This is a genomic window from Serratia sp. (in: enterobacteria) (assembly GCF_046715635.1).
Taxonomy (GTDB): domain Bacteria; phylum Pseudomonadota; class Gammaproteobacteria; order Enterobacterales; family Enterobacteriaceae; genus Chania.
In genome coordinates, this window is sequence record NZ_JBKJYW010000020.1 from 1 (window position 1) to 8,519 (window position 8,519).

The 8,519-nt window shown below is 46.9% G+C and carries 8 protein-coding genes and 1 pseudogene; 4 read left to right on the top strand and 5 right to left on the bottom strand.

Going from position 1 to position 8,519, the window contains the following annotated elements:
- Positions 1–887, bottom strand: an 887-nt coding sequence (locus ACLQ7H_RS00820; RefSeq protein WP_411751030.1) for a vWA domain-containing protein, incomplete at its 3' end; no start/stop codon positions are given.
- Positions 888–1,272: 385 nt separating this feature from the next.
- On the opposite strand from ACLQ7H_RS00820, the gene ACLQ7H_RS00825 reads away from it, so the two are divergent.
- Positions 1,273–1,884, top strand: coding sequence for an acyl-homoserine-lactone synthase (locus ACLQ7H_RS00825; protein ID WP_411751037.1), 612 nt, complete (start codon positions 1,273–1,275; stop codon positions 1,882–1,884).
- Here the strand turns inward: ACLQ7H_RS00825 and ACLQ7H_RS00830 are convergent, their stop codons facing one another.
- Together ACLQ7H_RS00830 and ACLQ7H_RS00835 are read right to left on the bottom strand one after the other, a co-directional pair.
- Entirely contained in the window at positions 1,885–2,784 is a 900-nt protein-coding gene (locus tag ACLQ7H_RS00830; protein ID WP_411751031.1) for a LuxR family transcriptional regulator, read from the bottom strand.
- 150 nt (positions 2,785–2,934) lie between these two features.
- Positions 2,935–3,570, bottom strand: a complete 636-nt coding sequence (locus ACLQ7H_RS00835; RefSeq protein ID WP_411751032.1) for a carbonic anhydrase — start codon at positions 3,568–3,570, stop codon at positions 2,935–2,937.
- A gap of 364 nt (positions 3,571–3,934) precedes the next feature.
- On the opposite strand from ACLQ7H_RS00835, the gene ACLQ7H_RS00840 reads away from it, so the two are divergent.
- The 3 genes and pseudogenes from ACLQ7H_RS00840 to ACLQ7H_RS00850 all read left to right on the top strand — a co-directional run bounded on the left by ACLQ7H_RS00840 (position 3,935) and on the right by ACLQ7H_RS00850 (position 5,983).
- A complete protein-coding gene (locus tag ACLQ7H_RS00840) occupies positions 3,935–4,087 on the top strand; it encodes a hypothetical protein (RefSeq protein ID WP_411751033.1) in 153 nt (50 codons plus the stop codon).
- A gap of 229 nt (positions 4,088–4,316) precedes the next feature.
- Positions 4,317–5,087: a type IV toxin-antitoxin system AbiEi family antitoxin gene (locus ACLQ7H_RS00845; protein WP_411751034.1), complete on the top strand. Its 771-nt coding sequence runs from the start codon at positions 4,317–4,319 to the stop codon at positions 5,085–5,087.
- Positions 5,084–5,983: pseudogene (locus ACLQ7H_RS00850) on the top strand (nucleotidyl transferase AbiEii/AbiGii toxin family protein). Before ACLQ7H_RS00845 ends, ACLQ7H_RS00850 begins: the two are co-directional and overlap by 4 nt.
- 485 nt (positions 5,984–6,468) lie before the next feature.
- On the opposite strand, the gene ACLQ7H_RS00855 reads toward ACLQ7H_RS00850, so the two are convergent.
- Together ACLQ7H_RS00855 and ACLQ7H_RS00860 are read right to left on the bottom strand one after the other, a co-directional pair.
- The gene (locus ACLQ7H_RS00855; RefSeq protein ID WP_411751035.1) at positions 6,469–7,965 is read right to left on the bottom strand and encodes a tetratricopeptide repeat protein; all 1,497 of its coding nucleotides are present in this window, start codon (positions 7,963–7,965) and stop codon (positions 6,469–6,471) included.
- Between the two features lie 358 nt (positions 7,966–8,323).
- On the bottom strand, positions 8,324–8,519 hold a 196-nt coding region (locus ACLQ7H_RS00860; RefSeq protein ID WP_411751036.1), incomplete at its 5' end, for a hypothetical protein.

Sequence of the window (8,519 nt, forward strand, 5' to 3'; positions counted from 1 at the left end):
TCCAGCAGAACATATTTTTCCTGATTGGAATACAGCTGGTTCAGTTTTACGGTGACCGTATTGCCGCTGATGCTGCCATCACGCCCCAACAGGCGAACCGGCGTAACCTTATCGGCGGTTTTGATCACCACCACTACGTCCTGCGCCACCACGGACATCGCGTCGTTAAACTCGTGGGCGAAGGTTTTTTCCAGATCGCTGGATTGCTCAACAAAGGCATGGTTACCATCGCTATAGCCAGCAATGGTAGTCATCAGATCTTCGTTGTAACCATCACCAATGCCGATGGTGGTAATGGCGATACCTTTCTTGGCCGCCAGTTTAGCCAGCTCGGCCAGCTCGCTGTTGGAGGTTGGCCCAACGTTGGCCTGCCCGTCGGAAAGCAGAACAATGCGGTTAACCTGCTCTTTATCCAGGTGTTTGCTCACCTGATCGATGCCCTTGCTCACCCCGGCAAACAGTGCCGTCATCCCACGCGGTTCAATGCTCTTGTTGATTTTATCAATCAGCTGCTTTTTATCTTTGACCTTGGTGGCCGGGATCACCACCTCAACCCCGGAGTCGTAGGCAACTACCGAAAGCGTGTCATTACCGTTGAGCATATTAACAGCGGCGATCGCCGCCTTTCTGGCGTTTTCGATGCGATCGCCACTCATTGAGGTGGAGCGGTCGATGACCAGCGCCAGATTGATCGGGCTGCGTTTTTCCTGCGGCAGCGGGTAGCCCACCAACGAGATTTTCAGGTAGTTTTTATCTTGGGTATTTTCCAACACCACCGGCGAGGCAACTTCAGACTTTACGGCGACCTTGGGGGCTGCCGGGGTGGCGCTGGCACTCCATGGCAGCACAGACAGGGTGAATAACGCAAAAATACATTTCAGATCCATGGTGAAGCTCCTTGTCAAAAGAATCGCCTCCATTCTTGCCCGTATCGGCCAGCGAGTTGTCTGTTATCTGTATAAAGATGTCAAAATTTGGTAAAAGTTGCCGTAGCTGCGATCGCGTTGCTTGCCGCTCCCTCGGGTTCCCACGCGGTAAGAAACCTATCACTTTTAAGCCCAGAGTGTCGCCAAAAACGCCCTACCCAGCACCGGCTAAAAACCAGTTTATTCCTATAATAAGGTTAGCGTAAATCTATTAAAAAGCATTATCATTCCTCTGTACCGGCATGCTCTTAATGAAACTTCACTGATGTTACCGGATGAACTTATCTCTATATATTCATTCGCAGGTGACATTATGTTTAATATTTACAGCGTTAACTATGCTTCAATGAGCAATGAGAAATCTGAAGATCTCTTTATGTTAAGAAAAAATACTTTTAAAGACAGACTGCAATGGGCAGTCGACTGTTCGGACGGTAAGGAGGTCGACCAGTTTGATAATGACAAGACCAACTATATTTTTGGCGTAGAGAACGGCATGATTATATGCGGAACCAGGATGATAGACATGAAATACCATAATATGTTGAACAGTACATTCTCCTCATTCTTTAACAATGTCAACATTCCAGAAGGCAACTACATTGAATCCACGCGTTTCTTCGTGGATAAAGAAAGAACCCACTCGCTGCTAGGCCGTAAGTTTCCCGTCACTATGGCTTTGTTTCTCTCACTGATTAACTATGCGCAGCAACATCACTATGATGGCATTCTTGCCGTCGCCAGTCATCCGATGATGCACATCATCAGGACCTCGGGCTGGAATGTCACCGTGTTGGAAACCGGTGTTTCCGAGAAAAATGAGCCGGTCTATCTGTTGCTCGGCCATGTCGACTCTGAGAGCCAGAGAAAGCTAAAAGCCAGGATATTCAGCAAGCACAGCATAGCCGACGAAGCCAAGTTGAACGACTGGCCGCTGGCGGCTGAGCCTTCGTTGTAATCAACTAACCGGTTTAATCAGTTGAAGTTCCACACCTAGACGTATTGCATGCCGGGCATTTGCTACCCCCAGTTTTTTAACGATGTTGGACATATGAAACTTGACCGTACGCGTCGTGATCCCCAGGATCATCCCCGTCTCCTGATAGGTTTTTCCCACGCTGGCCCAGTAGAGGACCTCGTTTTCCCGTTCGGTAAATTGGGCGCTTTTTTCAGAGCGAGAGGCGTTTTTTTCTGACAGCGAATTCAGGGTTAGGTAAATTTCATGCACTGACGCCAGTAATACGGAGATATCACCTTTATTCTGGATCAGCGTTTGGGTTATTTCCGCTCTGGTTTCAGGGGCAAGAATAAAAGATAACGTGACCAGGTTATTATTATAATCATGCAATACAAACGTATAGCCGTTATTCAAGCCAAATTTTCTGGCCCGCTCGAAGAGCTCGGAAAAATGAAACCCTCCCCCCGTCATCAGATTCTCATCCCAGGAAAAAGGCGTTAGCCGATTCAGCGCCGTGATCACCACCGGATCGGTATACTGCAAACCATTGGCTTTATAATGTTCTACCCATTCACCGGGATAGTTGGTTACCCCAAAGATACAGGACATATCTTTTTTCGATAACACCACATACGCCCAGATGAATTCCCCGAGATCGTTTAATGTCGCTTCGAGGTGCGTTTTGATAATGTTACTGATATGTTCTTCGTTTTCCATTAACTGCTCGCCCCCGATAACATAAAATAATTTCCACCTGGCCGAATATAGCAGATAAAGACGCCAAGCAGAAAGCACCGAGTTTTCTGCCCCTTTCAGCATCGGGCCCCTCATCCAGTCCAGAGAGCCGCTCCCAGCAGCTGGCATGCTCAGCACGCCATCCACCACCTGTGAGAACGTCACAGATAGCGTCGGCTATACCAATAAAGAGCGAAAATGGTCAATATTGGGAAGGCGAACGAAACAGCCTAAACGAGGCATATGATTAGATCTACCCAAAAAAAATCCACGCCGTAACGTGGATTCAATTTCATAGCCAAGGCCAAGCAACTTTTATTCGAAGTAGACCTGGGGGTTATCCGCCAGCGAAACGAAATTCTTGGTATTTTTATCCAGCGTGCGGATCTCGCCACTTTCGATGTCGTACACCCAGCCGTGCAGGCGTAGGGCATTGTCGCGCAGACCAACGGCAACGGACGGGTGAGTCTTGATATTATTTAGCTGGGCTATCACGTTCTCTTCAACCATCGCGTTAACTTTGTCGATTTCGTTATCCCAGGTTTTCTTCTCTACTACCGCTTTTGCCGCGTCCGCATAGTGCAGCCAGTGGGCAACAGCAGGCATCGGGTCAAGGCACTGGCAAGAAGCTATAGCCTTCATGGCGCCGCAGTTCGAGTGGCCGCAAATCACGATATCAGTAACGCCTAGCGCCACAACCGCGTATTCAATGCTCGCCGACACTCCTCCCGGCTCCGGGCCAAAGGAAGGGACGATGTTGCCTGCGTTACGGATAACGAAAAGCTGCCCAGGCTCTTGCTGAGTCACCAGCTCGGGAACCAGGCGGCTGTCAGAACACGAAATAAAAAGCGCTTTAGGGTTCTGGCTGGAGGCAAGGCTGCGAAAGAGTTCCTTACGCTGCGGGAAAATCTCTTTCTGGAAACTGAGGAAACCTTCAATGATATGTTGCATAGCACACTCTCTAGATCTGTAGTCTCGATCGTATGATAATCCTTGCTGGCTGAGCTGGAAAGCGGGCTAAACTCAGCGGCGGGAATTGGTATTGAACTGTCAGAGAGGGATGCCACCCTCTCTATCAATCTTGACGGTAGCAGTGGCTTTGACCTGCAGAACTTACCGACTCAAGATGGCTCATCGTATGTGCCAGCATTCTACTGATAAGACGCGCCTCCCCTATGGTGTCCGCATCTACCTGTATCGATGTTACCGAATGGTTGCCAGTCGGCCAAAGTGCCCTGAAAAAAACCGCTTCAGCCGCAGCGTTACGAGACGAGTAAGTAAACCGTTGCTGAAAGCCAATCTCCACGATTTCGATTTGGCCAATTTTTCATGCCGCAATAAACGAATTGGCAAAGTGGCGGACAAGGTTGCAGCTCTGTACCCGACCACCTGTGTGAAGTATCACATCAGCGATACCTACGGCAATATCAGCAGTACCATCACCGACAACCGCCGAACATTGATTTGATTTTGCCGCACTGACCTAGCCCGATATTGAGCCGAAAGTGATCCCAATGATGATAGCTCAGGCGGTATTTAGGAGCTAAATGCCTTACCGTTTATCCTGATCTCTTGTTATGGAGCTTCTTCATGAATAGTTTACTAAAATCACCAAAACGGCATTTTTAATACCCAAAAAGAAAATAATTTAAACCACCCATATTGTGGAGGTTTAAAAAAATGACTATAAAGGCAGTATGAATACTGAAAAAAAGTCAAAAATAAACATCCTACTAAGTACTATCCCATCCGGGGTAGCGCTCACCACCGCATGGCTCACGAAACAGGGATATAGCCTTGACTTACAGAAACAATATAAGAAAAGTCAATGGCTTAATTCGATAGGTACGGGAGCTTTAATCCGTAATGGCGAACAAGTTGATTACCTTGGCGGGATCTATGCCTTGCAATCGCAACTGGGGTTATCCATACATCCGGGAGCGAAGACAGCCTTGTCGTTGCAGGGCAAAGCGCATTACCTGGGGCTTGCTGAGAAAAAAGTGATGCTATTTGGCACATTGGGGGAAAAGCTCCCCATGTGGTTTGATAAACATGACTGGGGGGTAAACATCGACTGCAAGCTATCCAGCTTTCTGCCGCCGGATCTTGGCCTTGTGGAAATGGAGCACAAGAGTTTCAGCGTGAAGGTATCTAGCCCGGCTCGTGCAATTATGGAATGTCTCTATCTGGCGCCTAAAAGTCAGCCATTAATGGAGGTGTACGAGCTGATGGAGAGCCTGAACAATTTACGGCCTGCTACGGTGCAGAAACTCCTGGAAAGCTGTTCTTCAGTGAAAGTAAAACGCTTATTCCTCTATTTGGCTGATAAAGCCGGTCACGAATGGCTTAACTATATCAATATACAAAACATTGACTTGGGAACAGGGAAGCGGTCCATTGTTGAGGGGGGGATCTATATCCCTGAATACAGGATAACCGTGCCAAAGGAACTGGGAGCTGCGCGATGAAAAAGGCTTATAAAAAACAGGTTCAACTACTTTTGGATGTGCTGCCAGAAGTAGCAAAAGAAAGATGCTTCGCCATGCACGGCGGCACGGCAATCAACCTCTTTTTGCGTGATATGCCGAGGTTGTCCGTCGATATTGTTCTTACGTATGTTGATATAGCTGAGCGGGCTGCCTCATTGGCTGCAATCAATGAGGCACTGATGCGGATCCTTCGACGCATTGAAGCTTTACGCCCTTCCATCCATGTTCTACATCGGGCCGAAGTCTGCAAGCTCTAAGTTGCCGAACATGAGACCATCATAAAAATCGAGGTCAATATGATTGGTCGTGGGTTGTTGGGGGAGCAGGTCATAATGCAGTTATGCGGATCGGCTCAGGAAGAATTTGACTCATTTTGCGCAATGCCAATCGTGTCAGTTGCACAACTCTATGGCGGCAAGCTTTGTGCATCTCTTGATCGCCAACACCCAAGAGATTTATTCGATGTGAAGCTATTACTCGAAGCGGAAGGCTTTACCAGAGAGATCAAGAAAGGCCTGATTTTAGGGCTTGTGAGTAGCAACCGTCCAACCTATGAAATGCTTGACCCACATTTGCAGGATCACCGTATTGCTTTTGAAAACCAGTTTGAAGATATGAGCACCATCAAGTTCAGCTATGAAGACTATGAAGCAACACGAGCAACATTGATAGAAACGGTGAAAACCAGCCTGACAGAGGATGATAAAGCCTTTTTACTCAGTTTGAACCGTTTAGAACCGGACTGGACAATTTATGATTACCAGAGCTTCCCATCAGTTAGATGGAAGATTTTAAATCTGGAGAAATTCAAAAAAGAAAATCCTGAGGCTTGGCATGAACAGCTAGAAAAGCTTCAGGTGGTCCTGAAAGGTTAACTGTAAAACGTTAATGTCCCATAATAACGCCGGTGAGCAATACCTATGCATGGATGAGTATTCGACTCGGCTAAGTCAACAATAAAGCGAGGAATCCTTACGGATACTGGATTTCAGGCACAAAAAAAGCCGCTCGAAGGCGACTTGATTTGCGTACTGACTAATGGTGCGAAGGCCGGGCTCGCATATAACACTCAACAACAAATGAATTACCCTGCTGTGCCGCCTAATCTGCTTCCTGTTCGTCAGGCCAGCATTTTGCCTTCAGATCCATCCCACCTCACGATGGGCTCCCTTGCCGTTCGGCTAACATTTCCCTCTGCCGGGTGGGTAGAGGACTTTCACCTCCAAGTCAACGGGTTGTCTACCACAGCTAACCCGGTTGCGCTGACGCGCCCGGCGCACTAAAAAAAGCCCTGGAGAGCATGCCCAAGGCATTTTTTGTTGCTCAGCGACAACTTGATTGTACTCAGAACAATGTCAGCTCAAGAAAGTGGGGGATTGAGTTTCAAAACGCCATGCTGCAATAAATCCATTTCCTGCCCTCTAACGGTTGCTGTTGCGGTTTTGACTTGATAAGTAAAGTCACTACGCTGACAAAAGTCGGTGGTTTCCATCGGCAATAAGGTTGAAAACAAGAAAGAACTGCCCTCTGGGTTCGATAAACGTTCGTTCATGGTATTTAATCCAAAATGTGGAAAAGCCAGGGTGCGCTCAGATTCCACGCCATTATCATTCGTGAGCACGACCTGTATTCTCAAGTTGGTAATTTCAGCAAGTTTATCTGTATTGACGTCAAACTCGAGTTCGCATTTTAATGTACCTCCATTTCCACCAAAATATATCGAACCCTGATTTAGCGTTAATACCGGCAGTGTCTGGTTTGTTTTTTTTCTTTCTTTTTCGTCGTTTTCACACGCACGAATAAATTTGTTTTTTTCAGTCTGGTCATCACGTGAATTATCCCTGTTTTCTACGCGATAACCCCAAGCTTTAGCGCAATCCACCCCAACGGATTGACCATAGTAATACATCCAGCTCAAATATTTAGTAGGTCGGGAACGATCTATTACGGGGTGTTTGTAAGCCTGTTCAAATAAGGTCAATGCTCGGTTGTAATCGACGCGAACTATTTCTCCTAAATAATATATCTTGCCCAAACTCATTAGGGCGTTGTGATCTCCTTGTTTGGCTGCCCGCTCAAACCACTGTATTGCAAGTTGTGGATCCGTCTTAGTGCCCCAGTCTCCTCTCTGGTAAACGACTCCTAGGATATTTTGCGATTCAGCATTGCCAGCTTCTGCGGCCCGCTGAAACCATTTCAATGCTTCAATATTTTTATCCGTTTCATAGGAATAGCCAAAATTATAAAAATGGCCTACGGAAAAAAGTAGCTCTGGATTACCGTCCTTAGCCCAAAACCGGGCCAAGCGCAGTGTATCTCGTTGACCGATCCCCATTCGATTAAGCATCGTTTTAGTTTCTTCATCGCTATTGGTCAAGAAACGGCCTAGATATTCGATCAGGCGTGGCCGTATAGATATGTCCTTTTCGGCTTTGGCCTTAGCTTCGTAAAACTTATCACGTAACTCAAAGAATATTTCGACATTCCGTACATCGTCAATTTTGAGACGATCGTTAAGCTGACGAGCCCGTGCTAAATCTTGAGGAACACCTACACCATATTCATAGAAATAACTGGTGTTACTGCAACCGAAGTTACCACCAAGCTCACAGGCTTTCTGGTAGTAGCCAATCGCCTGCTCAATGCTTTTTGGTACAGAGACCCCAAATTCATAAATAAACCCTAAAACGGATAGTGCATGAGGGGAATTTTTGTCACCTAATTCCTTGAGAGAGTTTAAGGCAGCAATATCCTTCTGCTCAATACGATCGTAGAGCCGATCGACTTCATCACCAACCTGTCCAAATGCAGGGGTACACATTCCGAACAATAATACGAAGGCAATTTTTTTTATCATTTCCGTACTTTTCCTTATAACAATCTCATCTGTACCTGCAGCAGGTGTTGTGTGTATTTGTTTATTTTCACTAACTCAGACCGCTAACAAGGTCGAGGGTAGCCCTATTCAGAGCTTAGTTATCCGTTCTGATAGTACACTTGGGTAATGTTTGGCGATGATATCATTCATCTTTACGGGTAATGGCAGGCATTGCTTTGTCTATCGGTTGTGCCAACCACCTGACGTAACGATGCCTTTGCCACATCGCCCAGTCACCAACCACTCCTCCCCCACGCTAGATGGCAACAGAGAGAGGTCATTCAGTTGATGAATACAAACATTATCGAATCGGAATATACCCGCAGTTGTACCCTCATCAGTAAGTTGATGTAGATTGACTTATGTTGACTGAAAAAGCGAGAGGAGCCTTGCGAGGGTCGAATTTCAGGCACAAAAAAAGCCGCTCGAAGGCGACTTGATTTGCGTACTGACTAATGGTGCCGAAGGCCGGACTCGAACCGGCACGTATCTCTACGGTTGATTTTGAATCAACTGCGTCTACCGATTTCGCC